The 26,280-nt window shown below is 35.3% G+C and carries 24 protein-coding genes and 6 pseudogenes; 10 read left to right on the top strand and 20 right to left on the bottom strand.

Features of this window, described 5'->3' with window-relative positions:
• Positions 1 to 128: 128 nt before the first annotated feature.
• Positions 129 to 401, bottom strand: a pseudogene (locus ACQH1X_RS00715) (transposase); the annotation flags it as partial.
• Here ACQH1X_RS00715 and ACQH1X_RS00710 point away from each other — a divergent pair.
• Together ACQH1X_RS00710 and ACQH1X_RS00705 are read left to right on the top strand one after the other, a co-directional pair.
• A pseudogene (locus ACQH1X_RS00710) lies at positions 397 to 958 on the top strand (transposase); the annotation flags it as partial. The pseudogenes ACQH1X_RS00715 and ACQH1X_RS00710 overlap by 5 nt on opposite strands.
• 224 nt (positions 959 to 1,182) lie before the next feature.
• Positions 1,183 to 2,412, top strand: a complete 1,230-nt coding sequence (locus ACQH1X_RS00705; RefSeq protein WP_425385875.1) for an IS256-like element ISWpi15 family transposase — start codon at positions 1,183 to 1,185, stop codon at positions 2,410 to 2,412.
• A gap of 108 nt (positions 2,413 to 2,520) precedes the next feature.
• Here ACQH1X_RS00705 and ACQH1X_RS00700 read toward each other — a convergent pair.
• From ACQH1X_RS00700 to ACQH1X_RS00690, 3 genes and pseudogenes are all read right to left on the bottom strand, one after another.
• Positions 2,521 to 3,298: pseudogene (locus ACQH1X_RS00700) on the bottom strand (IS5 family transposase).
• A gap of 31 nt (positions 3,299 to 3,329) precedes the next feature.
• Complete coding sequence (locus ACQH1X_RS00695) at positions 3,330 to 3,812, bottom strand: IS630 family transposase (protein WP_252154099.1); 483 nt, start codon at positions 3,810 to 3,812, stop codon at positions 3,330 to 3,332.
• A 28-nt stretch (positions 3,813 to 3,840) separates the two neighbouring features.
• Positions 3,841 to 4,188 (bottom strand): IS630 transposase-related protein, encoded by a 348-nt coding sequence (locus ACQH1X_RS00690; RefSeq protein ID WP_425385784.1) that lies wholly within the window; start codon positions 4,186 to 4,188, stop codon positions 3,841 to 3,843.
• Positions 4,189 to 4,283: 95 nt separating this feature from the next.
• Between ACQH1X_RS00690 and ACQH1X_RS00685 the strand changes: the two genes are divergently transcribed.
• Positions 4,284 to 4,403 (top strand): ankyrin repeat domain-containing protein, encoded by a 120-nt coding sequence (locus ACQH1X_RS00685; protein WP_425386629.1) that lies wholly within the window; start codon positions 4,284 to 4,286, stop codon positions 4,401 to 4,403.
• A 118-nt stretch (positions 4,404 to 4,521) separates the two neighbouring features.
• Here ACQH1X_RS00685 and ACQH1X_RS00680 read toward each other — a convergent pair.
• Positions 4,522 to 5,067, bottom strand: a pseudogene (locus tag ACQH1X_RS00680) (IS256-like element ISWpi15 family transposase); the annotation flags it as partial.
• Between the two features lie 223 nt (positions 5,068 to 5,290).
• On the opposite strand from ACQH1X_RS00680, the gene ACQH1X_RS00675 reads away from it, so the two are divergent.
• Positions 5,291 to 6,313: an IS110 family transposase gene (locus tag ACQH1X_RS00675; protein WP_425385829.1), complete on the top strand. Its 1,023-nt coding sequence runs from the start codon at positions 5,291 to 5,293 to the stop codon at positions 6,311 to 6,313.
• Between the two features lie 301 nt (positions 6,314 to 6,614).
• On the opposite strand, the pseudogene ACQH1X_RS00670 reads toward ACQH1X_RS00675, so the two are convergent.
• From ACQH1X_RS00670 to ACQH1X_RS00630, 9 genes and pseudogenes are all read right to left on the bottom strand, one after another.
• Positions 6,615 to 7,145: pseudogene (locus ACQH1X_RS00670) on the bottom strand (IS256 family transposase); the annotation flags it as partial.
• Positions 7,133 to 7,258 (bottom strand): hypothetical protein, encoded by a 126-nt coding sequence (locus tag ACQH1X_RS00665; RefSeq protein ID WP_425385885.1) that lies wholly within the window; start codon positions 7,256 to 7,258, stop codon positions 7,133 to 7,135. The pseudogene ACQH1X_RS00670 and the gene ACQH1X_RS00665, both read right to left, overlap by 13 nt.
• Before the next feature lie 11 nt (positions 7,259 to 7,269).
• On the bottom strand, positions 7,270 to 8,571 hold the full coding sequence (gene ltrA / locus ACQH1X_RS00660) for a group II intron reverse transcriptase/maturase (protein ID WP_425385808.1): 1,302 nt from the start codon (positions 8,569 to 8,571) through the stop codon (positions 7,270 to 7,272).
• Between the two features lie 26 nt (positions 8,572 to 8,597).
• Positions 8,598 to 8,984, bottom strand: coding sequence for a hypothetical protein (locus ACQH1X_RS00655; RefSeq protein WP_246433168.1), 387 nt, complete (start codon positions 8,982 to 8,984; stop codon positions 8,598 to 8,600).
• Positions 8,985 to 9,066: 82 nt separating this feature from the next.
• A pseudogene (locus tag ACQH1X_RS00650) lies at positions 9,067 to 9,219 on the bottom strand (IS256 family transposase); the annotation flags it as partial.
• Positions 9,220 to 9,459: 240 nt separating this feature from the next.
• Positions 9,460 to 10,212 carry an alpha/beta hydrolase gene (locus tag ACQH1X_RS00645; protein WP_425386268.1) on the bottom strand — a complete coding sequence of 251 codons (753 nt, stop codon included), beginning with the start codon at positions 10,210 to 10,212 and terminating at the stop codon, positions 9,460 to 9,462.
• 1 nt (position 10,213) lies between these two features.
• A complete protein-coding gene (locus tag ACQH1X_RS00640) occupies positions 10,214 to 10,741 on the bottom strand; it encodes a c-type cytochrome (protein WP_425386267.1) in 528 nt (175 codons plus the stop codon).
• Between the two features lie 77 nt (positions 10,742 to 10,818).
• Positions 10,819 to 11,343: a hypothetical protein gene (locus ACQH1X_RS00635; protein WP_425386266.1), complete on the bottom strand. Its 525-nt coding sequence runs from the start codon at positions 11,341 to 11,343 to the stop codon at positions 10,819 to 10,821.
• 648 nt (positions 11,344 to 11,991) lie between these two features.
• A complete protein-coding gene (locus tag ACQH1X_RS00630; RefSeq protein ID WP_425386265.1) occupies positions 11,992 to 12,492 on the bottom strand; it encodes a Smr/MutS family protein in 501 nt (166 codons plus the stop codon).
• A gap of 92 nt (positions 12,493 to 12,584) precedes the next feature.
• On the opposite strand from ACQH1X_RS00630, the gene rlmB reads away from it, so the two are divergent.
• The 3 genes from rlmB (at position 12,585) to ACQH1X_RS00615 (ending at position 14,689) form a co-directional block, all read left to right on the top strand.
• Positions 12,585 to 13,349 carry a 23S rRNA (guanosine(2251)-2'-O)-methyltransferase RlmB gene (gene rlmB / locus ACQH1X_RS00625; RefSeq protein ID WP_425386264.1) on the top strand — a complete coding sequence of 255 codons (765 nt, stop codon included), beginning with the start codon at positions 12,585 to 12,587 and terminating at the stop codon, positions 13,347 to 13,349.
• An 80-nt stretch (positions 13,350 to 13,429) separates the two neighbouring features.
• The gene (locus ACQH1X_RS00620) at positions 13,430 to 14,152 is read left to right on the top strand and encodes a Bax inhibitor-1/YccA family protein (RefSeq protein ID WP_265034443.1); all 723 of its coding nucleotides are present in this window, start codon (positions 13,430 to 13,432) and stop codon (positions 14,150 to 14,152) included.
• Complete coding sequence (locus ACQH1X_RS00615) at positions 14,153 to 14,689, top strand: cytochrome c oxidase assembly protein (protein ID WP_253307274.1); 537 nt, start codon at positions 14,153 to 14,155, stop codon at positions 14,687 to 14,689.
• A 174-nt stretch (positions 14,690 to 14,863) separates the two neighbouring features.
• Here ACQH1X_RS00615 and ACQH1X_RS00610 read toward each other — a convergent pair whose 3' ends face one another.
• The 6 genes from ACQH1X_RS00610 to ACQH1X_RS00585 all read right to left on the bottom strand — a co-directional run bounded on the left by ACQH1X_RS00610 (position 14,864) and on the right by ACQH1X_RS00585 (position 22,802).
• Complete coding sequence (locus tag ACQH1X_RS00610; RefSeq protein ID WP_425385760.1) at positions 14,864 to 15,820, bottom strand: IS5 family transposase; 957 nt, start codon at positions 15,818 to 15,820, stop codon at positions 14,864 to 14,866.
• Between the two features lie 363 nt (positions 15,821 to 16,183).
• The gene (gene ppa, locus ACQH1X_RS00605) at positions 16,184 to 16,690 is read right to left on the bottom strand and encodes an inorganic diphosphatase (RefSeq protein WP_425386263.1); all 507 of its coding nucleotides are present in this window, start codon (positions 16,688 to 16,690) and stop codon (positions 16,184 to 16,186) included.
• A gap of 45 nt (positions 16,691 to 16,735) precedes the next feature.
• A complete protein-coding gene (locus ACQH1X_RS00600) occupies positions 16,736 to 17,974 on the bottom strand; it encodes a WD1261 family protein (RefSeq protein WP_425386262.1) in 1,239 nt (412 codons plus the stop codon).
• A gap of 962 nt (positions 17,975 to 18,936) precedes the next feature.
• Positions 18,937 to 20,040, bottom strand: a complete 1,104-nt coding sequence (mnmA, locus tag ACQH1X_RS00595; RefSeq protein WP_425386261.1) for a tRNA 2-thiouridine(34) synthase MnmA — start codon at positions 20,038 to 20,040, stop codon at positions 18,937 to 18,939.
• Between the two features lie 245 nt (positions 20,041 to 20,285).
• Positions 20,286 to 21,362, bottom strand: coding sequence for a rod shape-determining protein (locus ACQH1X_RS00590; protein ID WP_425386260.1), 1,077 nt, complete (start codon positions 21,360 to 21,362; stop codon positions 20,286 to 20,288).
• 21 nt (positions 21,363 to 21,383) lie between these two features.
• Positions 21,384 to 22,802, bottom strand: coding sequence for a carboxypeptidase (locus ACQH1X_RS00585; protein WP_425386259.1), 1,419 nt, complete (start codon positions 22,800 to 22,802; stop codon positions 21,384 to 21,386).
• A 276-nt stretch (positions 22,803 to 23,078) separates the two neighbouring features.
• Here ACQH1X_RS00585 and ACQH1X_RS00580 point away from each other — a divergent pair, with 276 nt between their 5' ends.
• The 3 genes from ACQH1X_RS00580 to ACQH1X_RS00570 all read left to right on the top strand — a co-directional run bounded on the left by ACQH1X_RS00580 (position 23,079) and on the right by ACQH1X_RS00570 (position 26,254).
• Positions 23,079 to 23,558: an OmpA family protein gene (locus ACQH1X_RS00580; protein WP_265026544.1), complete on the top strand. Its 480-nt coding sequence runs from the start codon at positions 23,079 to 23,081 to the stop codon at positions 23,556 to 23,558.
• Between the two features lie 170 nt (positions 23,559 to 23,728).
• Positions 23,729 to 25,030: a tRNA lysidine(34) synthetase TilS gene (gene tilS, locus ACQH1X_RS00575; RefSeq protein WP_425386258.1), complete on the top strand. Its 1,302-nt coding sequence runs from the start codon at positions 23,729 to 23,731 to the stop codon at positions 25,028 to 25,030.
• Positions 25,031 to 26,254, top strand: coding sequence for an ATP-dependent metallopeptidase FtsH/Yme1/Tma family protein (locus tag ACQH1X_RS00570; RefSeq protein WP_425386257.1), 1,224 nt, complete (start codon positions 25,031 to 25,033; stop codon positions 26,252 to 26,254).
• Positions 26,255 to 26,280 lie beyond the last annotated feature (26 nt).

Here is a 26,280-nt window from a genome sequence, read left to right as displayed (position 1 = left end):
GTGTTATGTTAAAACACAGCGTTCTTGATGAGATTACGGCAAGGCTGGATTCCAGCGTCACGCGCTGGAATGACAAGGCTATAGGTTGCAAGCGAAACGTCATACCGCCACGGTATCTTAGAACCTGTTTAAAATCTCCTCAATAGAAGAGAAATAAAGGAAAGAACAACCATTTGTAAACTTGTGTTGAGTTTACGCTCGCAATTTTTCCATAACCGTCTACATTTTTCCAACCAAGCAAAAGACCGCTCGACAACCCATCTTTTTGGCAATACAGCAAAGGTATGTAATTCGCTTCGTTTTACTGCCTCAACAGTTGCACCAATAGTTGCTTTTATTTGTGTTGCAAAATTTTCTCCTGTATAGCCAGCATCAACGAGTATATTTTTGACTTCAGAAATGAACTACGATATCACTAAATATAGTAGGTCAAAAATGGGAAGAAACGAGGAGCCAAGTGCTTGCATAGTAATCTGTAAAAACGACAGAAAAAGGGGGGTCAAAGGTTATGATGGGAGTAAAAAAGTAAAAGGTAGAAAAAGGCACATAATCTCAGGGTTTTATATTAGGCTGTTATGTGGGTGCTGCTAGTGAAAATGACAGAGATGGTAGCATTGGATAATATGAGAAAAAAATATACTAACGTTAAGAAAATGTGGGCTGATATGGGGTATCAAGGAAGAAATTTAAAGGAGTACATAGAAAAAGAGTACGGAATAGACATTGAAATTGTTAAAAGGCCTCCATGTAGGTTTTGGGTACACAAAGACACACCACCTGAACTACTACCAATGAGGGAACAGGGGTTTAAAGTACAGTCAAGAAGATGGGTTGTAGAAAGGACTTTTGCTTGAGGAATAGAAGGCTATCAAAGGAATACGATTTACTTACAACATCCACTGAAAATTTCATATACCTGGCTATGAGTAGGGTTATGTTAAGGAGGGAATATGCTTGAGTTTACCAGTTTCCGGACAAGCTCTTAAAGGATTATCATAGCCTTTTAGAAAAAAACACAAAAAAACGTTATTAGAAAAGGTAAAATCCGATCTAGAAGAAATACGTAATTTGAAAATAGAAACTCCAGAGAACGTTGATGGTGTTAAATAAGGGGAGTGTTAAATAAACTGTGTCAAACCGAAAAAAAGTAATAAATTGATATAAAAAAATGGAGGTTTGACAATGAGTCAGAAAGTAGTAAACAGAACTACCGGTTTGGTAGATTATAAAGAATTAGAAACAAATATCCTGTCGTCTATACGAGAAGGAAGACCGTTGACAGGAAGAGATGGAGCATTAACACCGTTTATAAAAAAGTTGCTGGAGGTAAGCCTGGAAGGTGAAATAGAAAACCACTTGTCGGCTGAAAGCGAAGAGAATAATCGAAGAAATGGGAGAAATGCAAAAACTTTACGTACAAGTGCAGAGCTATTAACACCAAGAGATAGAGAAGGAAGTTTCGAACCACAAATAGTCAAAAAAAGGCAAACAAACTTACATCCAGAGCTTGAAACGAAGATTTTGAGCACATTTGCCAGTGGTATGGGCTATAGAGATATAGTGTCACATGTTGAGGAAATTTATGATCACAAAATATCGGCGGCAGAGATATCAAGTATTACTGACAAATTGCTACCAGTAATCAACGAATGGCGTAGTCGCCCGCTGCAGTCTGTATATCCGATAGTTTTCATGGATGGCATGTTTTTTAAAGTCAAAGAGGACGGGCATTGCGTAAGTAAATGCATGTATAACATATTAGGCATAGATCAAAATGGCAAAAAAGAAGTATTAGGTTTTTATTTGGCTGAAAGTGAAGGAGCTAACTTCTGGTTGGGAGTGTTAAATGACCTCAAAGAAAGAGGAGTAGAAGATATCCTTATTGCCTGCGTTGATGGGCTAAAAAGCTTTCCTGCAGCTATAAACAGTGTCTTTCCTAATGCGGAAGTGCAGATGTGTATAGTGCATCAGATACGCAACTCACTGAAGTATGTGGCCAGTAAAGATGCGAAGAGTTTTTTGAGCGATTTAAAGAAGGTATATCAAGCTTCAAGCAAGGAAATTGCCGAGAATTATCTGTTGGAATTGGATGAAAAATGGGGCACAAAGTACCCTATGGTTATAAAATCTTGGCAGAATAATTGGGAAAACTTGTCTGGTTATTTTAAGTATTCTGGTCCAGTTAGGAGGATAATCTACACCACCAATCCCATAGAGGGGCTACATAGGCAAATTAGGAAATTCACTAAGACCAAAGGCTCATTTACCAGCATAAATGCCTTGTATAAGCAGGTATATTGTGCTATAAAGAAGGCAGAGGAAAAGTGGACGATGCCTGTACATGATTGGGCATTAACTATCTCTCAACTTGATGTTTTCTTTCCTGGCAGATTGAAAATTGAGTCGAACTAAAAATGTGGTTTGACACAGTTTATTTAACACTCCCTTAATAAGCGTAGTTTTTGTCCTAGTCACTAATCAATTCCTCCCACCCAAGCATTCACTTGCCTAAGAGCCTGTTCATAATCTTTTAAGGAGTAAAGCAGTGAAAGCAAGAACGACCATTTGCAGGCTAGTGTTGAGTTTCCGCTCACAATTTTTCCACAATCTTCTACATTTTTCTAACCAAGCAAAAGATCGCTCCACAACCCATCTTTTGGGCAACACAACAAAGGAATGTAATTCATTTCTTTTTACCACTTCAACGGTTGCACCAATAATCGTTTTTATTTGAGTTGCAAAATTCTCTCCACTGCATCAACCAGTACATTTTTTACTCTCGAGAGGTTTTCTTTTGCATTTTCGACCATTCTCACAGCACTGCTACGGTCAGTTATCTCTGCTGTCGTTATATAAATTGCATGCTTGCGTATCTACTGCAATATGGCGTTTTATTCCTGAAATCTTTTTGCCTGCATCATAGCCTTTTTCTTCAGCAGTATCTGCATTTTTTACACTTTGTGCATCAATTATGCAGAAGCTGGTTTTTTCTTTCCGACCATTGTTTTGTCGGACCACGCCAACTATTTTTTTTTAATACCAGCTCCAGAACACTTTCTTTATTTACATCTGATTTTTCACTCCACTTCTTAAAATAGTCGTAACAATTGCGCCATTTTGGAAACTCTTTTGGTAACATTCTCCACTGGCAGCCGCTTTTTAAGACGTATAGCACCCCACAAAATACATCATATAAATCAAGTGTTCTTGGTTTTGTCTTCTTTCTGCAAGATTCCAGATCTGCTACAATAATCTCAAACTTTTCTCGACTTATGTCACTTGGGTATAAACTCCTCATATATCCTCATTTATATACACTATAGTATTTTCTAAAATGAATGATAAATTTCCATTATGGTATTACCAACCAAAAGTTGTAAGTCTGTACATTTATACATTAGAGGTCTGAGGCGGCTTTTGATGGTATGCCAACAGTGTTCTATGGGATTCAAATCTGGTGAATATGTTGGAAGATACAGCACATGACAGCCAAAAGACTCTATTAATGATTTTGTTTTAGTGGTCTTATGAAATGTAGCATTATCCATAACTATGGTTGTGCCAAGTGGCAATTTAGGTAATAACATCTTCTCCAACCATATATTGAATACCTCTTTGTCACACCCACCTTTGAAAGTCATTGGTGCAATAAATCTCATTCCAATCCACCCGGCTACTATACTGATTCTCTCTCGAGTTCTCCCTGGAATATCTGCATAAATTTTCTTTCCTCTTGGAGCACGTCCATATTCTCGGTATAATTTATTATCAACTCCTGCTTCATCTATATATAAGATGCTGGAATGGTCTATTTTTGAGATTTTATCAATAAACTGCTGCCTATCTTCTTGATTGCGCTCTTGATATAGTGTGACTTTTTTTTAAAGTAATTTTTAGCTGTTTTAGTCTATACCAAATTGAATTTATTCCAAATCCAAGATTTTGTTTCATCTCTGCCAGAGTATGATCTGGATTCTTTGTAACATATTCTTCGAGTATTTTTGGGTCTATTTTTCGAATAAAGCTGCCGTTTTTAGATGGCTTGAGGCTTTCACCAGCAGCTTTCTTTTTTAACCAGCGGTACAAAGTTGCTATTCCTATCTCCAGAAGCTCTGCCACCTCAACCTTCTTCTTCCCTTTTCCTATCATCGATATTGCCTTTTCTCTTAAATCCACACTATACGCCATTATAACCCAAATACCTTATTATACCTTTATCATTTACTTTGGGAAATACTATATCTCTTAGTTTATTCCTTTCTTGAGATCATGTACAGTCTCTAATAGAAAAAGAGGCAAAGGTTAATGCAAAAGATCAAGATGGATGGACTCCTTTACATTGGGCTGTTAGAAATGGTCATATAGATACAGTAAAAACTCTAATAGAAAAAAGAGCAGATTGACCTTACCCAGAAAAAGTGGAGAGAAAGTTGAGAATGTTTTTTTATAAAAAGAATGATGAATCAAAATGCTCAGGGATGCAATAGGGGAGTGTTAAATAAACTGTGTCAAACCGCATTTTTAGTTCGACTCAATTTTCAATCTGCCAGGAAAGAAAACATCAAGTTGAGAGATAGTTAATGCCCAATCATGTACAGGCATCGTCCACTTTTCCTCTGCCTTCTTTATAGCACAATATACCTGCTTATACAAGGCATTTATGCTGGTAAATGAGCCTTTGGTCTTAGTGAATTTCCTAATTTGCCTATGTAGCCCCTCTATGGGATTGGTGGTGTAGATTATCCTCCTAACTGGACCAGAATACTTAAAATAACCAGACAAGTTTTCCCAATTATTCTGCCAAGATTTTATAACCATAGGGTACTTTGTGCCCCATTTTTCATCCAATTCCAACAGATAATTCTCGGCAATTTCCTTGCTTGAAGCTTGATATACCTTCTTTAAATCGCTCAAAAAACTCTTCGCATCTTTACTGGCCACATACTTCAGTGAGTTGCGTATCTGATGCACTATACACATCTGCACTTCCGCATTAGGAAAGACACTGTTTATAGCTGCAGGAAAGCTTTTTAGCCCATCAACGCAGGCAATAAGGATATCTTCTACTTGTATCTTGTCAAAAGCATCTAATGTTTTAAGCTTAAGCATTAGGTGGAGAAGGGAGGAACTCTGTGCTTCTTCTTAGATATAAAATCTGTAGAGGAGATAAGAATTCCCTTCTCAAAAGTATAGGCTGGACGGTATCGTAGAAAAACCTAAATGGTTCTAATTCTGTATTCACAAGGTTAGCCTTACTTTTCATTTTAAATAGTAACGTATGGGGTTATATATGATCAACAACTTTCTGGGAATAGATGTATCAAAAGATCGCTTTGATGTTTTTCTCTCATTTATAAGTAAAAAAGGAAAACGTGAAACTAGGAAAAGAAGCTTTAAGAACGATGATAATGGGTTTCAAGGTCTGCAGAGCTTTCTACAAAAACATAACGTAGAGCAAGTGAAAGCTTGTATGGAAGCTACCGGTTGTTATAGTGAAGCTTTGGCTGAATTTCTACACAATGCTGGACATTTTGTAAGTGTTGTAAATCCTTATTGTATTAAATCTTATGCGAGGAGTAAGCTTGTAAGACAAAAGAATGATCAGACCGATGCAGAAATTATTGCTGATTATTGCCAAAGACAGGAACCTACTCGTTGGACACCACCTTCTCCTGAAATGAAAAAATTAAAACATCTTTATCGTTGCTCGGTTGCGTTAAAAGATGGATTAACATTCGTAAATAATCATTTAGAAAAGAAGGAGAGACTGCCTGAAGAAGTTGCAAATGCTTGGGAAAACCTTGCAGTGAACATAGAACAATCAATAGAAACAATAAAAAACTCCATACGTGAACTATTAAAACAGCACAAAGAGTTGTTGGAAAACTTTCAACTCTTATTGACTATTCCAGGAATAGGAGAGGAATCAGCAATAGCTATTTTAGCTGAAATTCCTGACACAAAGGCTTTTATAAATGCCAGACAATTGGCAGCATACGCTGGAACTATACCACGAAATATAACATCAGGTTCATCTGTATATGCCAAGCCCAGATTAAGTAAATCAGGTTCACGAACACTACGTAAGGCCATGTATTTTCCTGCTATAGTAGCTAAAAATCACAATCCTATTATTATGACTTTTTGCAAGAGATTAAAAGAAAAAGGCAAGCATAATATGGCCATTGTTGGTGCTGCAATGCGTAAGTTGCTTCATATTGTTTTTGGTATTTTAAAATCAAAAAAGGCTTTTAATCCTGACCATATCAAAAGCTACAGGACTAGGAGATTGACTGAAGCTTTAGTAATTTAAAATCGAAAAATGCTTCCATTCTATCTTATGTAAAATGGTATCTTACACAAATTTATTGAATGTAGTTGGTTAGTGTATATGTTGATAAGTGTAAAAGACAAGATTTAATCTGACAGACAAGAATTAACTGACAGAAGAATTGAGGTAGTCAAAACTAATATCAGGCTCTTGTTTAATACAACTACAATCTGTATACCGCTACACAGGACGGGAATTGGCAGTATTTTTTGATTTCACAATATAACTTAGGCAATTTAGATTCAATTTTTGTAATTTTCTTGTTGACTGGCGAGACGGTATCTCCTCTTTCTTTGAGGTCATTTAGCACTCCCAACCAGAAGTTAGCTCCTTCACTTTCAGCCAAATAAAAACCTAATACTTCTTTTTTGCCATTTTGATCTATGCCTAATATGTTATACATGCATTTACTTACGCAATGCCCGTCCTCTTTGACTTTAAAAAACATGCCATCCATGAAAACTATCGGATATACAGACTGCAGCGGGCGACTACGCCATTCGTTGATTACTGGTAGCAATTTGTCAGTAATACTTGATATCTCTGCCGCCGATATTTTGTGATCATAAATTTCCTCAACATGTGACACTATATCTCTATAGCCCATACCACTGGCAAATGTGCTCAAAATCTTCGTTTCAAGCTCTGGATGTAAGTTTGTTTGCCTTTTTTTGACTATTTGTGGTTCGAAACTTCCTTCTCTATCTCTTGGTGTTAATAGCTCTGCACTTGTACGTAAAGTTTTTGCATTTCTCCCATTTCTTCGATTATTCTCTTCGCTTTTAGCCGACAAGTGGTTTTCTATTTCACCTTGTTCGGTAGAAGCTGTAGCTTTACTCCTCTCGTTTGAGTTTTATTACTACAACTCCCCCTAAAGAACCGTGCTTGCAGATTTCCCGCACACGGCTCATCAATATTAGTTTTCACAGTCGTCCCTCTTATGCATATAAAGAAAAATGTATTTTTGGCTTTGGTAATGGATTTACTTCTACGTAGTGTACAAACTGTTCCCAGGTCATACTCTTTTTCTGACTACGCCGATTTATCCATTTAAATGCTAGCTTTCTTACTGATGTGTAAAATTGTTTCAAACACCAATAATTTCCGCTAATACCAAAGTAGTTATAGTGTCCTGTTAATTTAGCCTTCAGTACTTGCCACCAATCTTTAAGTCGAATACTTCCGCGGACTATTTTCAACCACTCCTTGATTTCTTTTAGTTTTCTGGCTAGATTTAACTTTGAGGTTTTATGTCCCATTATTAATCTACCACGACGACTTTTTGCACCATAGTGCGTAAACCCCAGAAAATTGAAACTTTCCGTCCTTCGTTTCTCTCTTATCGCTTGTTGCCACTCCCTCTTGCCAAACTTTACTACTCTGGTCTTGTTTTCAGATACTTCCAACCCAAATTTATTTAGCCTTTGTTTCAGTAATTCCAGAAATTCTTCCGCGTCTACCTTACTTTCGCAACAAACCACAAAATCGTCGCAAAACCTTATTAGTTGTATATATCCTCTGGATCTTGGTTTAAATTTCTTTTCTATCCATAAATCCAACACATAATGTAAGTATATATTTGCTAATACAGGACTTACTATACCACCTTGGGGTGTACCTTGTTTTGTTGCTTCATAATTTCCAGCTTCGACTATCCCTGCCTTGAGAAACCGCTTTACTAACCACAGCAAATTTGGGTCAGTTATTCGTTCCCTTAGACATCTCATTAGCCATTTATGCTGTATATTATCGTAGAACTTCTTGATATCCACTTCTACAATGTAGTTTATTGGCTTGTACATAACTGCTTTATCTAGTGCATTTACCGCTTGATGACAGTTTCTTCCAGGTCGAAATCCATATGAGCTGTCCAGAAAGTTTGCCTCGTAAATATTTTCTAATATCTTCTTCAGCATAATCTGTACTAATTTATCCTCGGTCGATGGTATTCCGAGTCCGCGTTTCTCTTTACTTCCAGCTTTCGGTATATATACCCTCTTTACTGGTTGTGGTTGATATTGCTTCCTCTTCATACTTTCTACTAGCACTTCGAGTTTCTCATTCAGATTTTCTCCGTATGATTCCACTGTTATCTGGTCTACTCCACAAGCCTTGTTACGCTTCAGTTCTTTATAACATCTCGCAAGATTCTCTGTATTTATCAGATGGACTAACGATGTGAATTTTAGTCGCTTATCTTGCTTTGCTCTTACTGCTATCTGGTTTAGTTTATTTTGCATGTTATTCCAACCTCCGTTGTATTGGCCTAGCAATCCCTATTCCAGTTACTATATTGCTGATCGCTTCCCCTTGTACGTGGCTTTCCCACATTCTGAGTACTATCAATCAGTCCGACTTCCCCTGCATCTTCCGCTAGTTCTTGCCTTTGTTGACTTGTTCCAGCGTACCTTTGTAGGAATGCATAGGATCTCCCAAGTTCACTTGAAGTCCATTTCAATACATGGCACGGTCTCAGATCCCGATAGAGTGAGTGATAACTTGCCTTTACGTTATCCTTCATGCTGTCTTCCATGGCCATGAAAATGTCGACCTCTATGTCTTCAGGTATTTCGGAACTCAATCCCTTCACTTTCGTTGTACCCTGCATTGTCCATCCCACTAGCTCTATTACACTCGTTACCTCATGCAACATAGTGGTCTGTTCCAAACTGTTGGCTAGACTTTGTTTGTGTTGGATTTTCACCAACTGTTCTCCAAGCACTTCTTGGCGCACCCAGGCTTACCTCCAGCAACTTTTTTATAAACGGTGTTAATGCTCCATCTCTTCCTGTCAGCGGCCTTCCTTCTCTTATCGATGATAGAATATTTGCTTCCAGTTCTTTATAGTCTACCAATCCGGTAGTTTTATTTGCTATTCTTTGATTCATATGTGAAACCTCCATTTTTTTATATCAACTTACTACTTTTTTTCGGTTTGACACAGTTTATTTAACACTCCCAATTTTTTATAACAAACAACGTCACTATTAACTATTGCATCCCTGAACATTTTGATTCATCATTCTTTTTATAAAAAAACATTCTCAACTTTCTCTCCACTTTTTCTGGGTAAGGTCAGTTTAGCTATAGGCAGCAATTTTCTGTATTTACTTTAAATTGAAGAAAGCTCAAATAAGTGAACGGTTACAAAATTCCCTAATGGTCTTAAATAAAACTTCCAGTGAATGATTGTCAGACATGTTATGCTCTGCTGATTTTATTAAGTGTACTTCAACATCAGTTGACTTGATTTTTTCAGCTAAATTCAATGAAGTTTGATAAGGAACATCTTTATCATTAATGCTATGCAATAAGCGCACAGGACAGTTTATATCTATTGTCTCTTTGTTTAAAAGAAGGTTCTTTCTGCCATCTTCGATCAAATTTTTAGTTATTTTGTATGTACAATGCTCTGAAGTAAAATCTATTACACCTTTAGAATCTAGTTCTTCTTTTTGCTTGCCTGACAATTGCTTGAATATCAAATCTTCAGTGAAATCGGGAGCAGACGATATGCCGATTAATGCTGCAATTTTTTCTGAAAATTGAAGGGCAGTGAGCAGCATCAGCCATCCTCCCATACTTGAACCTATAACTATTTGTTTACCATTAGTTAATTCACTTATCACTTTAGCACAATTTTTTTGCCAATCACTTATTGTATAATCGGCAAAATTACCACTTGAGTTACCGTGACCAAAGTAATCAAATAGCACAAGTGCTACGTCATTTTCTTGGCAAAATTTGTAAATAGCAGTTGCTTTAGTTCCATTCATATTTGATGCAAATCCACCAAAAAAAACTACAGAAGCTTTCTTTCCTTGTAGCTTTCGATATGCTATGTGACCATTATTTCCATCAAACAATTTACAATAATCCATACTACTTTGGCAAAGCAACCGGGTTATCACTCAATTGACGCAAATAACTAACTAGATCTGCAATTTCTTGTGGATTGGAAATACCTGCAAATGCCATACGTGTACCTTTTATATAGGCTTTTGGGTTCTTTAAAAAGGCAAATAGTTCCTCATACCCCCATTTTCCACCTTTTTCAAGCACTGCTTTTGAGTAATTGAATGAGTTGCCAAGATGGGCCTTTTTGTTTCCAATTACGTTCCATAAATTTGGTCCTACTTTATTCATTCCACTTTTCCCAAAACTATGGCAAGCTATACATTTTTTCGCTGCTGATTTACCTTTCTCAAAGCTAGCATTCTGCATGAGCGCTCCAATATCGAGCGCCACTTGCTCGATTTTTTGCTGAGATTCATTGCTGCCAGCAGCTACTATCGTTTGGTGTTCAATCTTATATTCCTCTGGACTATACAGCATATCAACTACGTTGCTGACTATCATAATGATTAGCCCAGAAAGTAAAATCGATGCTGCAATCTTATTAAGCTCCATAGTTAATTTTTATTAAGTAATGTTACTTAAATTATGCGAATATTTTCGCAAATAGCAACCAATTACCTTGAAGCTCGCTAAAGATTAGAGTCTCTATCTGACATAACACACTCATGTGTACTTCCTGCAAATATTGCTGCAACAGCTGCCCCTGTAACTATTCCTGTGGGTAATGCAATGGCTCCTATTCCTGCACCTGCTGCTATTGCCCACCAAGTTGCAAAGATACCAGGAAGAACAGCATTTGCGGTTGCAGCAAGGCTCACTCCAGTTGCTACACTTGCAATTGCTGCAAAAAGAAAAGGTGGCGTTAGTGCTGCTATTACACGTTTCTCTACAATACCTTCTTTCCTTTTTTCTTTGTTAATCTCATTGCGATAGTAACAGCGCAACCCTATAGCTACGAGCGCTAGCAAAGCCGGAAATACAGCACCAACTACTCCACCTATAACCAAAGGTGACAGAGCTGTAAAACTAAGCCCTAGCCCTGCAAGAGCTCCTATTACAGCACCCACTCCTACAACAGCTCCTACACCTATTCTTACGTAAGACTGCAATTCATAAGACGAAGAATAAACACAATCATGTTTTCTGCCACTCATATAACCTCCTTAATGCTTTATTAAAAAGCATACAGTAGCACTTTTACATCGAACTGTCAAGCTACCAAAAGTATGTAATTATTTTCAGAAGAATACAATAGACTTCTTGCATAACCTAAGCAGAAAAAAGGCAAAAGAAACCCTAGTCATTGTCTATTTTCAGTATTGACGTTTTTTAAGTCTTAAACGCTGCAATTTAGCTGCTTTTAAGTGCAACTAGCCTTAGCTTTAATATTTAAGAAATTTACTAAGCAGAAAAAAAGGCAAAAGATATCCCGTGTTAGCTAGTTGTCACTCTCTAATCCTGCAAATTGGCGTTCTATACTGTCTTAAACGCTTTATAAGCGCGTTTCAGCTTATATAGTTAGAAATGTTGTGAAGACATAAGGTGCGCATAGTGCAAAAAATTAAAAATAAGACGCCATTACGTAATACTGTTGTCGTTTAATCTGCACAGATTGAAGATAAATGAATACCTTCAGTACCATGATAGGGGGGCTGGCAAAATGTGTCAAGTAAGTTTTTTCGTTTCTATAGCTACTTGAATAACGGCTACAATGTTTGTACAATTGTGCGTCATGCGCTGCCGAACACTGATTTTTATATGGTTATACAAGAAAAATTAAGGCTTAAAAGGAATTTTAAGTATCAGGACTCAAGGTTTTTATTCCTTCTTAATAAAACATAAAAAGCTCCTTTACCACCATGTTTTTTCGTAGCTTGCTGGTAGTATAGAACCATATGCTGGATTTTAGTGTCATTTAACCATTTATTTAAGTTACTCTTTATAGTGTCTGTTTTATTTGTTGCACTGCCGTATCCCGTAATTACCAATAAACATCTATTCCCTGCTCGATAATTTTTGATAATAAAATCTATCAATTTACAACAAGCATCCTCTATATTATAGCCATGCAAATCGAGCTTATCGCTTATAAAATATTTACCCCTATCAATCTTTGATTTTGTGTTGTAGTCAAGACAAAATGATGAATTACCATTATTGGTATTAAGAAAATTCCCTTGTAAGTCGGAGGTACCTTTATCAACCATAGACTTTATATTTACTTTATGATCAACTTTCAAAGTAACTTTTCTACATTCTATTGGCTTAACATTTTTTTGCCAATCCAACTCATCGTCCGACATAAACGCATTAATCGAATTGTATAATTTTACAACAATATCTAAACATAGTAAAATGTTGCTTATTCTATAAAAACCCGATTTTCAATAATACGATGAAATCGTCAAAAACTAATGAGAATTTTTGGCTGTATGGAAAGCACACCTGCATGTCAGCACTGAAGAATAAAAATAGGCGGTGTATAGAACTGTTAGCAACAGAAAATTTCTATAGAGAACACGAAAAAGAAATTAGGCAATGTGTAGACAATAAGGGCATTAAAGTTCGATTAGTAGAAAACAAAATACTTAATGACGTTTTACCCAAAGGTGCTAACCATCAGGGAATTGCTTTAAATGTTGCCCCTATTCTTTATAACTTAAGCATCGAAGAAGTAGCTGAAAGCTCAAACGACAGCTCTACTATAGTCATTTTAGATCAAGTCACTGACACGCACAATATTGGATCAATTTTAAGAACTTCAGCTTGTTTTAATGTCGACGCATTGGTTTTACCACATAATCATTCACCTGGCGAAAATGCATCTATTGCAAAAGCAGCAAGTGGAGCATTGGATATTGTTCCGCTAATATACGTTACAAATATAGTAAAAACTATGCAGTATTTAAAAAAGGTCGGCTACTGGTGTTACGGGTTTGATTTCAATGCTAAAGAAAATATAGATGAAATAAAGAGCTTTGAGAAAAAAAGAGTAATTATTTTTGGTTCTGAAGAGAAAGGAATGCGAAGGTTAGTTAAAGAAAATTGTGATTATCTTTTAAAAATACCAATGTCAAACGTAATTGACAGCTTAAATGTTTCAAATGCAGCAGCAATAGGCCTATATTCTATTTATATTAAAACAAATGCCAGCGCATAGCTGTTTATAATAAAAATACTTGATAAAAATGTGGTTTTATATTATAATGTGTTAAATAGTAGACAAAAGGAGTTTATATTATGTCTTACATGAGAAATGAACAGGATATTCGCTCTCAAGGCGCTTATTATAGTGCTGGGCTTAGAAGTTACCTAACTAAAGTGTATAACTACATGGCTTTAGCTTTAGGCGTTACAGGGCTTGTTGCGTTTCTAACGGTATTTTCTGGTCTTTTTCAGGTAATTCATTCTAATCCTGTTCTGTCGCTTGTGATAATATTCTCTCCAGCTGCATTGGTGATCTATATGCGGTATAGAATTCAACACCTAAGTGCTCAGTCTGCCGTTACTATATTTTTCTCGTTCTCAGTGTTAATGGGGCTTTCCTTATCTTATATTTTTATAGTTTATACTGCAGAAAATATAGCAAGAGCGTTTTTCATTACATCAATTATGTTTGGCTCTATGGCTTTATATGGTAATACCACAAAAAGAGATCTTACAAGTATGGGCTCTTTCTTGATTATGGGAGTCTTGGGGATAATTATAGCATCCATAGTAAATTTATTCCTTGGAAGTAGTCCTCTCTACTTTGCAATATCGTTCATATCAGTAATAGTCTTTACCTTAATGACTGCGTATGATGCTCAAAGAATCAAGGACGTTTATTATAAATATAACGACGGATCAGAAGTCGCTACTACTAAATTGGCAATACTGGGTGCAACTGATCTTTATTTTAACTTTATTAACATATTTCTCAATCTACTCAGGTTACTTAACTTGTTCAATAATAGGGACTAGATGTTTTCCTTTTTAAGGAAAGGTAGTAAGAATTCTATAGTTTTCTTTTTAATATCTTTAGTCGTGTTGATGCTATGTCTTGCATATGCATCGGTGCCTCTATACAGCATTTTTTGCAAAGCTACTGGATATGGTGGCACAACAAGAAAAGTAACTAATGCAACAATAAGTGCAACTGACCAAAAAATCAGGGTTCACTTCAATGCTGATATAATGTCCGATCTACCTTGGGAATTTAAATCAGAAACTAACTACGTTGATGTAAACATAGGAGAACAAAGTTTAGCTTTTTATTACGCAAAAAATCTATCTGATCATCTTTCATTTGGTATGGCAGTATATAACGTTACGCCTTTCAAAGCAGGTAAGTATTTCAATAAAGTTGCATGCTTTTGTTTTGAAGAGCAAATGTTGCTACCAAAACAAAAAGCTGCTATGCCCGTATCTTTCTATATAGATCCTGAGATAATGCTTGATAGTAATACAAAAGATTTGAGCGAAATAACACTATCATACACGTTTTTTAAGCTTAAGTAACAAACTTTTTCCTATTGTCATCCAAAGCTGAAAGAAGGTATCCGTTCAGGATAGCGGCAAGGTAGTATAACCATAGAGTAAAAGTGAGTTTACAACAAATGGTGTCATCCCAGTGCGTGACACTGGGATGGCTTTGTTGCATAGCACCTTAAGCAGTGATGGTTTACGACAAATTTATGTAATGATTTCAAATTTAGCCATACCAATATCAGTGAATTTGTTGAGCAAATAGCACTTAATTAGTAATTCTTTTTCACGATTTACTTCAGATTTATTCCTAAAGCTAAATCCAAATACTTGCTTCAACCTTGAGAAAAATCCTTCTATGTAAGATCTCTTTCCATAAATCGCTTCCTTTTTCCACTCTTTTACACCATCTTGTCCATATAATTTTATTAACCTAATAGCAGCATTTCTGTCAGACATATAATCTATTTTTGAATGTTCTGCTGCATCCTTTTTTGGTAGAACTTTTGTCTTTATATCGTATTTCTTACACAATTTATAAAGTTTGTGCCTATCGTATGCCCTATCTGCATATAATGCTTTTATTTTGTGCTGAAAATTAACTTCTTCAAGCAAATCGCAAGCTCCATAGTGGTCAGAGTAGACGCCATTACTGTATCTTGCAGCTATAGCTTTTTTACTATTCACACTTAACATAACATGTAACTTTCTTACTTGCTCGTAGCTTCGGTACTTTCTATCTGCACTGTTTTCCTTACTGTGGCCAGGAGTGTTACTGTAAATGCTGATACTTGTGCTATCTATGATAATTTCAATATTTTCCATGTTGCTTTTATCAACCCTGCAATCATTTATCTTAATATTAAGTTTTTTAAACCTTCTTGATGCTTGTGAATAGCTGATAACTGCCAAATTTTTTCCTATTTGTTGCAGATATCCTTTTATAAACCCCACCGTTTGTCTTAAACCAATTCTAAAAAGATTGACAATTATATGCACCAAAATTACGACTTTATCACTGTAAATATAGTTGCCGCCCTGCATTTTTGGACTATTTTCATACCAATTTTCGATAGCTTCATCGATGTAATGAAAAATATTTCCCCTTTTTTCAAGGAATTTGTTATATTCGTTTTGGTTACTGACTTTCATTTTCTGTGGCATATTTTTTCTTCAACAGTTAAATGGTTATTTATAATGAATTTTGTCAGTAGCTACCAGATTTTTTCGGTTGCTATGCAACAAAGCCCACTGGGATCCAGATTGGGCACTAAGTTGGTAAGCATAAAAGTGGCTGATCTTATGTTAAAACACAACGTTCTTGATGAGATTACGGCAAGGCTGGATTCCAGTGTCAAGCACTGGAATGACACCATTTGCTGTGCAGTTTACCTTCAAGAATGAATGTTCGTACAGTTGTGCGCGGTATCTCAGCATAGATTCCGCTAACAAGTAGCGGAATGACGAATTTGTTGTTTTTCAAATTGTGGGTAAACCTAAGCCACTTTAGCTATAAATCAACAAAAACTAATTTCTGCTTTTTTCAATGATTTTCTTTGCTTCTTCTATACCAACCCATTCTCCAACTGCTACCGTTTTTCCCTTTTCTAGATCTTTATAATGAGAAAAGAAATGAGCAATTTTATCTAGTAGGTTTTTAGATAAGTCAGAATAGTCCTTTATATTGTCATAATAGCTATCAACACTGAAAACAGGCACAGCTAATATTTTCTCATCTTCTCCTTTTTCATCTTTAGTGAGTAATGCGCCTATTGGACGCACCGATATCAAAACACTAGATGCTAAGGGAAATTGAGTTAGCACCAAAACATCCACAGGATCACCATCACCTGCACAGGTATTTGGTATAAACCCATAATTGCAAGGATAAGTCATTGAGGTAGACAAAAATCTGTCAACTTGTAACAACCCAAGCTCTTTATTAAATTCATACTTTACAGGCTCAGCATTTGCACTTATTTCAATTACCACATTCACCGCATTTGGTCCCGCTGTTATTTTACTTAAATCCATAAATTACCTCTTAACTTAAGAATAAGCATTATACAATATATGCTTTTAAGTTGCTACATTTATAGCTTGTTTTGCATGGAGCGGTTCTAATTTTTTATTCTGCACATCATCGACTGTTGAAAGCGGTGGTTCCTGTGATAATTGAAATAAAGCATATACTATTACAACAGTAAGCACTGCAGCAATTACTAGATTAACAAAATTATCCTGTGGTAGAACACTTTTTATTGGATTAAATAATTTTTGCTCCATAAGGAAATAATCAGCAACATATAACCCAACAGATAATACAAACATACCCAAAATAAGTTTACAGACTGTGTCTTTATGGTCTTTTTCTTTTTTCTTGCTGACAATGAAATTTGGCCTACATTTATTCTCTTCTTGTGGCACTGAGTAGTATATATTTTTAGGGCTCGTTACTAATTGTTCAAATTCATCACTATTTTGGTTTTTTAACAGTTGCTCTAGGGTGTTTTTTGTATTTATAGGATATATTAATCCATCCATTTTTAATTCTTTCTCTTGTCGATCCACATTCTCATGGTTGATTGTATATTTGATGGTTCCATCTTTACTTGATAATCCGATCATGTGTAGTTTGCCAGCCAAGAACATTATATAGCTCTCTATTAACTGATTCTCACATATCTCTAATACTTCTCTTTTTACTGTTTTGTTAGATGACGAAAGTTCTTTATAGTGACCACCCAAAGAAAAGAACAATGCTATATCTTTATCTGCTTTTATGTCATGAATGGAATAATAGCTGCTGATAACGCACTTATTTAATGCAAATTCTCTGTCATATTTGTTTAATGTATTTCCTTCACTTAGTAACTTTCTAAGACCAATGAGTACTTTATTTTCAAAATCTTCTTCTGTTTTAAATATTGGTTCTCTCTTTGGACTTGCTAAGATGTTAAGTAAATCTAATTTACTTCCATCTACTACTTCATTTATATCTCTATTTAACTCAGACCCTTTAATAACTTCATATATTTTATCTATGACATCTTTAGTATTCAGGTTATTGTTTTCACTAAGTATCTTATAAGCTTGAGCATAAATTAAAAACAGCCCTTGTAGACTAAACTTTAAGTTAAAATATTCATCTAATGGCTCCCCCTCTTTTTTAATGAATGCAGACAAACCAAAATGATTTCTGCGGTCCATACTACGATCTAAGTCAGCATGTTGAAAGCCACCTAAAAAAATAAACAAAGTCTCTAATAAATTACCCTTGCCAACAATTTTTATTAATTCTTCAACTTCTTTAACCATTGCTAAAACCTATAATGTTCTACTTTATAGTATAAGGAATATATGGCAAAATAGCAATAAATGTTATTAGACTTCTTGCATAACCCAAACTAAGTAGAAAAAGGTATAGCTATACCGTTGCGGTATCTCTAGATCCCGCTAACACGTAGCGGGATGACGGTTATCAGGCTAGCTGTCATCCCAGTGCGTGAAGGTGGAATCTAGTTTTACTTTATGATGGTGTCATTCCAGTCTGGAATCCAGGAAAAAGAATGGTGTCATCCCAGTGTCCAGAGGTGTCATCCCAGTGCGTGACACTGGGATCTAGCCTTTTATTATTTGGTTGAAATTAAGTCTTCTGGATCCCAGTGTCAGCTACTTTCATGACATCATCATAAAGTAAAATGAGATCCCAGTGTCAGCTACTCGGATGACACCTTCCGTATAAATATTAAAAAATTTACCAAATAAAAAAAAAGGCAAAAGAAGCCCTGGGGTTATTATCCGCTTTAAAATATTGGCGTTTTTTATGTTTTAAACGCTTGACAAGCAAGATTTAGCTGCTTTTAATTGCAACTAACCTATGCTACAAATGTTTAAGAAATTTACCAAGTAAAAAAAAGACAAAGAATCCCCGAGTTAGCTAGTCTTTTACTATCTCTGTCGAGTATTGGCATTTTTTGATGTCTTGTAACGCTTTATAAGCGCGTTCAGCTTATTTAGATAAAAATCTAGATGTAGATGAAGTTTTGTAAAGACATACAGTATCTATATACTGCAAAAAATTGAACATAAGACGCCGATACATTAAGTAATCCTTACCTTTTAATCTGCAGATTGGCGAAAGCAAATACAATAGCCTCAGTTTCATGATAAGGGGGCTGGCAAAGCTTGTCAAGGAAGTTTTTTCGTTTCTACTCCCAATGTTATATGGTTATGCAAGAAGTCTATTGTACGTTTACACTCTGCATTAAAGCTTTTAGTTAAGAACATATCCATCCACCGCCAATTACTTGCTCATCTTTATACGCTACACAGGCTTGACCTGGACTGATGCCAAAGTAATCGTCGTTTAAAATGACACAGGCTTTATTTTTTTCGTCAGTTGAATGTATTGTTGCTAAACTTCCAGTATGTGATGATCTCAGCTTCACAGTTACTTCCATACCTTCCTTTGGTTGTTCTAACCAATTTAACTCTTTGATCAATATTTTTTTTTGCATTAATGCGTTGATCGGACCTACTATAACCTCATTATTTTCTGTATTAATTTTTATCACGTAAAGAGGTTCACTGTACCCAACACCTAAGCCTTTTCTTTGCCCTACTGTAAAATTCACTATGCCACTATGCTCACCTAGCACTTTTCCATTCACATCCACAATTTTTCCTTTCTGTACAGATTGTGGAGCTAATTTAGCTATTGTTTTACTATAGCTTTCGGAAACAAAGCATATATCTTGACTATCCGGCTTTTCAGAGATTTGTAAGCTGAAATACTTTGCTAATTTTCTTATATCACTTTTATGGAACCCACCTAGTGGAAATCGCAAAAGCTTTAACTGCTCCTTAGTAGTTGCAAACAGAAAATAGCTTTGATCTTTACTTTTATCAATGCTTCTGCACAACTTTACCTCACCATTTTTTTCTAACCTTCTCACGTAATGTCCTGTTACGAGCACATCCGCACCAAGATTTTTTGTAACTTGCAATAGATCACGAAATTTTACCGTTTGGTTACATCTCACGCATGGTATGGGAGTTTCCCCACGCATATAGGTACTCGCAAAATCCTCTATTACTTCCTTTTTGAATATTTCCTCATAGTTTAAAATATAGTGAGGAAAGCCAACACTTTCAGCCACACGCTTAGCGTCATAAATATCCTGTCCAGCACAACATGCACCTTTTCTTGCACCATCGGTGCCATAGAGTTGAAGAGTCACACCTATCACCTGGTACCCAAAGTTATATAGCAGTGCTGCAGCAACGGAGCTATCAACTCCCCCGGACATTGCAACAATAGCCTTGGTTTGGTGTGGAGCTTTATCTTTTAACAAAGGTTCAATTTCAAATTCTTTTAGCATGGTTATCCGAGTTTATTAAATATAGCTAGCACAGCCCTACGTCATACCGCCGCGGCGCTAACAAGTAGCGGAATGATGAGTTTTACGCTTATCAAATTGCAGGTAAATCTAATTACTCTAGCTATAGATATTGTACAGGACAATATGAAAATTGAAAGAGTTAGTGCAATTTATGCACAATTCCACAATAAGAAATATTTCTTGAGAACCTTAAAATTGAAAAATTTCAACAACCAAAATCGTGATTAATCTTGCTTAAATAAAACATGACTGAAGTAGTCCATGTTTTCAAGCACTTTTCCACTACCCAAGGCAACACAACAAAGTGGGTCATCTGCAACACGAACCGGTAATTTTGTTGTTTCACTGATAACTTTACCTAGATTACGTAATAATCCACCACCACCGGATAAAACTATTCCTCTATCGACTATATCAGAAGAAAGTTCGGGAGGAGTGCTCTCCAATGCTGTTTTAATAGCAGAAATTATCTGATGCACAGGCTCTATTAAACTTTCTGCAACTTGATATTCTGATAAAAGCATTTCTTTTGGCATGCCACTCACTAAATCCCTGCCTTTAATTATCATTCCCTCTTTGTTATTTTCACCTGGCAGACTGGCTGAACCTATGCTTTTCTTAATTTTTTCAGCAGTTGTTTCACCGATTAATAACTTACGATTTTCACGAATATACGATTTTATTGCTTCATCCATAATATCGCCACCTACTCTGGCAGAACGTGAATAAACAATTCCGCCTAAAGAAATAATTGCAACTTCAGTTGTACCGCCTCCTATATCAACAATCATAGAACCTTCAGGTTCAGTAACCGGGAGCCCAGCTCCGATCGCTGCAGCCATTGGTTCTTCAATTAAAAACACTTCATTTGCACCAGCACTTTCTGCTGCATCTTGTATAGCACGCCTTTCAACTGGCGTGGATCCAGATGGAACGCATATGATAATATTAGGTTTATTAACAGTGAATTTTGTGTTTGCACTGCGTATGAAATATTTTAGCATTTCTTCCGCACTTTTAAAATCAGCAATGACTCCATCTTTTAAGGGCCTTATCGCCTCTATCTCTCCAGGCGTTTTTCCAAGCATCATTTTAGCTTTTTTACCAAAAGCATAAGGAACGTAGCTTCCTTTTTCTTTTATTCTTGCTACAACTGAAGGCTCATCAAGCACTATTCCCTGATTTTTCTGATAAACTAAAGTGTTTGCAGTACCAAGGTCTATGGCAATATCGCTAGCAAACAAACCTTTGAAAGTAAAAAGGCTATAAAACTTTCCGGTCAATTTTCGAACAAAATTCATACATAACTCAAGAAAACCATTTTATTGAGATAAATTATACTTTTCAGATAAGTAGTAAGTAACACACTCAACGTCTAAACCCTCACCTGTTACTTTTTTTAGCAGTTCCAAAAGGCTATACTTTGCACTGTATACATTTTGAGATAACCAACTGATAAGTAAACTAAAATCTCCTTTTATTATAGCACTTAATGATTCGTAATGATTCTTTTTAACGCAAGAGAAAATCTGCACAGCAGCAATTAAAGCAATAATTTTTATAGGAAAGTAGCCCATAACACCGCTTGCCCAATATTCATCTTGAAAATAAGTGTCCAGCTCATTTTTAGCTTTTACTGGAATTTTATAATGCTTCATACCTTCCAACCACGCATCATGCAGGTCTTTGACTTCCAATGTGCCATTTATTATATCTTGTTCTAACCTAGTTCTCAACATAATATGAGCTAACAGACTAAATTCATCTGCATTTTTTAAAAAAGAAGAAAGATTTATTCCATTGAAAACCAAGTGCAAATTTTCAACACTGCTATTAGTTTTGCCTTTTATAGCAAACTTCTCTTTTATGTGTGGTTGAATGAACTCAATAAATTCTCTGGATGTTCCAATCATCCTTTCCATGAATAACCCTTGAGTTTCATACATAACATGTCTCATAATTGGGCTACTTATAGAATTTTGCGCTAAACATTTTTGATAAATTGCATAACCACTATGCCGTAAAAGTGAAAATAAACCATAACAAAAATCAGATTCATCATAATCTATAGGGTAGTAATAAGAAGTACGAATCTCATTTAGTGCAATACCCATTTGCTGTAAACATAATGAGCCAAGTTCAATCTGTTTCTGAGTAGCAACTTTTTGTATATTAGTAACCTTATCCTTTTTCTGCTTTTCAATTATTTTATCTACATTTTCGCTAAAAAATTTGCCTAATCTAGGAAATATTTCCCTTATATTCTTTTCTGTGATATCAGAGTCATAGTCAGCAAGCAGTGAGTCGTATTTTGAGCATTTTAATTGCTGCGATTTTATAGAAGCTACTTCGCGAATGAGTGTGATTAAATCAGCAAAACGTTCTTTTAGTTTTTCTAAGTTACTGGTTTCAGAACGAGATAGCTTCCATAAATTTTGGCATTCAACTTTAGCTTTGGATAAAGACTTTACTAAATCAATAGGAACAGCACTGTTGCTTTTATGTATTCTCTCTATTAACTTTAGCTGCTGAGTATTTGCACTTTTTTTGTTACCAAGAGCATCTGCTAATGATCCCTTTATTGCGTCATGAGAGATAATTTCATGTCTGATTTCTTCTAGAAGACTCATTTGTTCAACTTTGTCCTCTATATTCAATTGGCTTTGGTTTAGTACTTTTAGCGTATTTTCGATATTCTTTACCCTATATAATACTTCCTCTAAAAATTTATAAGATTTCATATTTGTTCATTATTTTAGAAAACATCTGTTTAACATCGTGATAGATTAATAATAAAGTTAAAAGTATATTTGCTTAAAGTACAATAAAAAATTGTACTTTTTATTCTTTTATTGGATTTTTCTACTCAGAGTCCAGCATATTATAGGAAAATTAATTGTAAGGTTGTAGAAAAAGTATTTAGTATTTTATTTCTCTTGACTATATTACAATATGGAGAGATATTAGCTACTGAAATTAAAGTTACGCACTATTTTAAAATTTATGGAGGTTTAGTAATGTGGAGTAGACTGGTTATAATGTGCTGTTTTTGTTTACTACTTACTGGTGTAAGTTCTTGCCCAAAAAAAGGAGCAAATACAACAAATAAAATGAATTCTGTTGTTAAACAGATAGGTGATAAAAGAGTTTTCTTTGGTTATGATGAATCTAGTGTTACTGAAGTAAGTGCAGATGCATTACTTGACGTAATGGAGGTGTTACAAGATAACCCTGACGCAAAGGTTATTTTAACTGGTCATACTGACAACCGTGGTTCTCATGAATATAATCTTGCGCTAGGCGCTAAAAGGGCAGATGCAGCTAAAAAATTTATGGTTAGTTGTACACCATACATAGAAAACAGAATAAAAACTGCTTCTAAGGGTGAAACTGAGCCTTTGGTTAATGTAAAAGATGATTCTAGAAATTCTAAATATGAAAAAGAGCATGCTAAAAATCGTAGAGTGGAATTTTCATTTTCTGGAATAAAGAAATAGATTAAAACCTGGATCCCAGTGTCAAGCACTGGGATGACATAAAGAAAGGGCACTGTGGTGGACAAAAAAACGACAAACTTGTCATATTTTGTTGCTTGTTAGCGGGATCTATATATACCACAAATAAGTCGCTGTATGACGTAGAGACTATCTGGCCATCAAGAGACATAATGGAATTAGAGTTATTATTTCAAAATATAGCTAATAGCTTTGCTTTCCATAATCAAATTGCAGTTGCAGTATCAGGTGGTGTAGATAGTATAGTCTTACTGCACTTAATGAATAACTGGGCAAAAAAAAACAAGCTTTCACTTCCTATAGCATTAACAGTAAATCATGGGTTACGTTCAGAGTCTCAAAAAGAAGCTGATTTTGTTGTAAGTTATGCAAAAGAACTTGGAGCAAAGGAATCGTTCATATTAAATTGGGAGAAGCAAAATATTAAAGGCAATATTCAGTTACAGGCACGAAAAGCACGGTATAAATTACTAGTAGAGTGGTGTAAAAACAATAATGTTAAATGTTTGCTCGTCGCTCATCACAAAGATGATCAAGCAGAAACGTTCTTATTAAGATTAGAGCGAGGTAGCGGCGTAGATGGATTATCATCAATGGACTACAAGTCTTTCCTAAATGGTATTTATATATTTAGGCCATTGTTAAATTTTAGTCGTAGTGAAATAGAAAAGTACGCTAAGCTTCACCAGTTAAAATGGATCGAAGATAGAAGCAACTATAACCTAAAATACAGGCGAACTTTATACCGTAACTTACTTAAAGCAAGTAACAATCAAGAGATTTTAACAGAGCGAATATGCCTCACAGCCCTTCATATGAAAAGAGCTGCAAAAGCGTTGATGCACTACACATGCCTTGCATTTAATGACTGTGTTAATGTTCATGATCTTGGTTATATTGAAATTAAACTAAGTGAATTTTATCAATTACCAGAGGAAATAGCCTTGAGGCTTCTTCTTTACTCTATAATGGCAATTGCCAGTAGACATTATAAACCAAGGTACAACAGCCTTATCGTAATATTTAATAAAATATTGCAAAAGGATAGTAATGTTAACTGTACACTTTCTGGGTGCAAAATAAGAAAATATGGAGAAAATATCTTAATAATTAGAGAATCGTCAAGGATACAAGAAATTACCGTAAACCTACCTTTAAATGAACCTACTCAATGGGATAACAGATTTAGCTGCACAATACTCGGAAATCAAGAGTGTTCAGTTATCATCGCTCCATTAAAAAAAACACAAAAAGTTCCTGAATTTCTGAAGGATTACAACTGCTGCCCTGAAGTCTTTTATTCTTTGCCTACAGTACAAAAAGATGGAAAAGTGCTTGCTTATCCTAGTACATGTCAAAGTAATCAGAAAATCGATAATAATGGAGTTAAGTGTATTATTACTAACATATTGTACGAAAATCTGATAAGCTCAATTCTTTCAGGTGAAAATTAAATGACTCGGTGGAAATTCCTTAAAATTGCTCTCTTATGTCTGGCAATTGCTGCTACCATTTTTGCAATTTATATGCTGTTTTTTCAAGGTGAAGGTCTAACTACTATATCTTTTTCAGAATTTTCAGACAGATTAGAAAGTAACGATATAAAAAGTGTTGTTATAGATATAAATGAAAATAGTATTGTAGGTAAGCTTAAGGATGGATCAAGTTTTAAGTTAGTCAGTATTATATCTAATGATCCCATAAAAATTTTACGCGACAAAAGGGTTCACATCCTCTTTTCAACAGAAGCCATAAATGCAGATGTCATTTTAGGTAGCATTTCCATTATAATATTTCTAGGTGTGCTAGTATTTGGCTGGGTGATATACAAAAAAAATTTTAGCATTAGCTTAGACGATAAATTAATTACAGAAGAAGAGAAATTAAAATTTAGTGATGTTGCAATCTCCGATAAGGTGAAGAAATCATTAGAAATGATTTGCAATTTCATAAAAAATAGAAAAAATTTTGAACAATTCAATTGTGATATACCAACAGGCTACATTTTATACGGTCCCCCCGGAAATGGTAAAACCCTCCTTGTTCGTGCAATTGCAGGCGAAGTTAATATTCCGTGTTATAGTGTTTTAGCGTCTGAGTTTTCTAAATCATTAATGGGTGCTGGTCCAGCTTACATTCGTGATCTTTTCGAAAAATTAAGAAAAAATTCTCCTTGCATACTCTTTATAGATGAAATAGATGCCGTTAGTAGACGAAATAATTCAGAAACTTCTGCTAGTAATAATGAAGAGAGGCGGATGATCACTCAGTTATTGAGTGAACTGGATGGGATAAAATCTAGAAAAGATGTAATAGTAATTGGTGCAACAAATCATTTGTCTCATATAGATGAAGCACTCTTGAGACCTGGGCGCCTAGGTGAGCGCATTTATATTCCTCTACCTGAAGAAAAGGAGCGTGAGAAAATATTGAATATCAACTTAAAGGATATACAAACAGCACCAGACGTAAATCTGGAAAAAATTGCAAGCCGCACTTCTGATTATTCAGGAGCTTATTTATCTAATTTGGCAAAAAAAGTAAAATATAATGCTATAAACAGAAGCCATGAAGGCACTACTCCTACTATTACTATGGATGATTTTGATCGTGAATTGAAAAAAATAAGTAGTGCAAGAGTAAAACATGTAGCTTGCCAGTGTAGTATAGAAATGTAATATAGAATAGTGTGCGGTAATGTACA

The sequence above is a fragment of the Wolbachia endosymbiont (group A) of Barypeithes pellucidus genome, assembly GCF_964030885.1.
Lineage (GTDB): Bacteria > Pseudomonadota > Alphaproteobacteria > Rickettsiales > Anaplasmataceae > Wolbachia.
Note: the sequence above shows the minus strand (reverse complement) of the source record. Positions and strands in the feature narration are given on the sequence as shown.

Excerpts from the sequence above, each read along its gene's own strand:
- ACQH1X_RS00630 (WP_425386265.1), bottom strand. The coding sequence starts at position 12,492 with ATGTCGGACGATGAGTTGGATTGGCAAAAAAATGTTAAGCCAATAGAA.
- ACQH1X_RS00600 (WP_425386262.1), bottom strand. The coding sequence starts at position 17,974 with ATGGTTAAAGAAGTTGAAGAATTAATAAAAATTGTTGGCAAGGGTAAT.
- ACQH1X_RS00655 (WP_246433168.1), bottom strand. The coding sequence starts at position 8,984 with ATGTTGCATGAGGTAACGAGTGTAATAGAGCTAGTGGGATGGACAATG.
- ACQH1X_RS00585 (WP_425386259.1), bottom strand. The coding sequence starts at position 22,802 with ATGAAATCTTATAAATTTTTAGAGGAAGTATTATATAGGGTAAAGAAT.
- ppa (WP_425386263.1), bottom strand. The coding sequence starts at position 16,690 with ATGGATTTAAGTAAAATAACAGCGGGACCAAATGCGGTGAATGTGGTA.
- ACQH1X_RS00590 (WP_425386260.1), bottom strand. The coding sequence starts at position 21,362 with ATGAATTTTGTTCGAAAATTGACCGGAAAGTTTTATAGCCTTTTTACT.
- ACQH1X_RS00570 (WP_425386257.1), top strand. The coding sequence starts at position 25,031 with ATGACTCGGTGGAAATTCCTTAAAATTGCTCTCTTATGTCTGGCAATT.
- ACQH1X_RS00615 (WP_253307274.1), top strand. The coding sequence starts at position 14,153 with ATGTTTTCCTTTTTAAGGAAAGGTAGTAAGAATTCTATAGTTTTCTTT.
- mnmA (WP_425386261.1), bottom strand. The coding sequence starts at position 20,040 with ATGCTAAAAGAATTTGAAATTGAACCTTTGTTAAAAGATAAAGCTCCA.
- ACQH1X_RS00705 (WP_425385875.1), top strand. The coding sequence starts at position 1,183 with ATGAGTCAGAAAGTAGTAAACAGAACTACCGGTTTGGTAGATTATAAA.
- ACQH1X_RS00645 (WP_425386268.1), bottom strand. The coding sequence starts at position 10,212 with ATGGATTATTGTAAATTGTTTGATGGAAATAATGGTCACATAGCATAT.
- ACQH1X_RS00620 (WP_265034443.1), top strand. The coding sequence starts at position 13,430 with ATGTCTTACATGAGAAATGAACAGGATATTCGCTCTCAAGGCGCTTAT.
- ACQH1X_RS00610 (WP_425385760.1), bottom strand. The coding sequence starts at position 15,820 with ATGCCACAGAAAATGAAAGTCAGTAACCAAAACGAATATAACAAATTC.
- rlmB (WP_425386264.1), top strand. The coding sequence starts at position 12,585 with ATGAAATCGTCAAAAACTAATGAGAATTTTTGGCTGTATGGAAAGCAC.
- tilS (WP_425386258.1), top strand. The coding sequence starts at position 23,729 with ATGGAATTAGAGTTATTATTTCAAAATATAGCTAATAGCTTTGCTTTC.
- ACQH1X_RS00635 (WP_425386266.1), bottom strand. The coding sequence starts at position 11,343 with ATGAGTGGCAGAAAACATGATTGTGTTTATTCTTCGTCTTATGAATTG.
- ACQH1X_RS00640 (WP_425386267.1), bottom strand. The coding sequence starts at position 10,741 with ATGGAGCTTAATAAGATTGCAGCATCGATTTTACTTTCTGGGCTAATC.
- ltrA (WP_425385808.1), bottom strand. The coding sequence starts at position 8,571 with ATGCAAAATAAACTAAACCAGATAGCAGTAAGAGCAAAGCAAGATAAG.
- ACQH1X_RS00690 (WP_425385784.1), bottom strand. The coding sequence starts at position 4,188 with ATGGCGTATAGTGTGGATTTAAGAGAAAAGGCAATATCGATGATAGGA.
- ACQH1X_RS00675 (WP_425385829.1), top strand. The coding sequence starts at position 5,291 with ATGATCAACAACTTTCTGGGAATAGATGTATCAAAAGATCGCTTTGAT.
- ACQH1X_RS00580 (WP_265026544.1), top strand. The coding sequence starts at position 23,079 with ATGTGGAGTAGACTGGTTATAATGTGCTGTTTTTGTTTACTACTTACT.